Annotated in this window: 1 pseudogene; it reads left to right on the plus strand. The window is 63.0% G+C overall.

Going from position 1 to position 341, the window contains the following annotated elements:
• A pseudogene (locus PA598K_RS37075) lies at nt 1-338 on the plus strand (DUF4127 family protein); the annotation flags it as partial.
• Nucleotides 339-341 lie beyond the last annotated feature (3 nt).

Raw genomic sequence — 341 nt, forward strand, 5'->3', positions numbered from 1 at the left:
TCCGCCAGCTCTCGCGCAGCCGCTCGCTGTATACGAACGTCACAGCGGATCAACTGATGCGGCTGTTCAACTCCGAGAGCGACTACGAGGAGCTGACCACGTTGCTGTGTGAGTTGATGCAGAGCCATACAGATACGCTTCGGGGGCAGACTGCCTTCCTGGCGGGGGGCGAGGATGCGACCTGCGGTATCCGCCAGATCTGCGAGGACGGATGGCGATTGGCTGCTTATGCGGATGCCGAGCTGCCTTGGGACAGCCCGGCCTTCACCTGGGGCCGCGCCTTTGAGATCGATCTGGCGCCGTCCGTCGAGCTTGCGGCTTGCCCTCCTCAGGCGTAAGTA

The sequence above is a fragment of the Paenibacillus sp. 598K genome, assembly GCF_003851045.1.
GTDB lineage: Bacteria > Bacillota > Bacilli > Paenibacillales > Paenibacillaceae > Paenibacillus_D.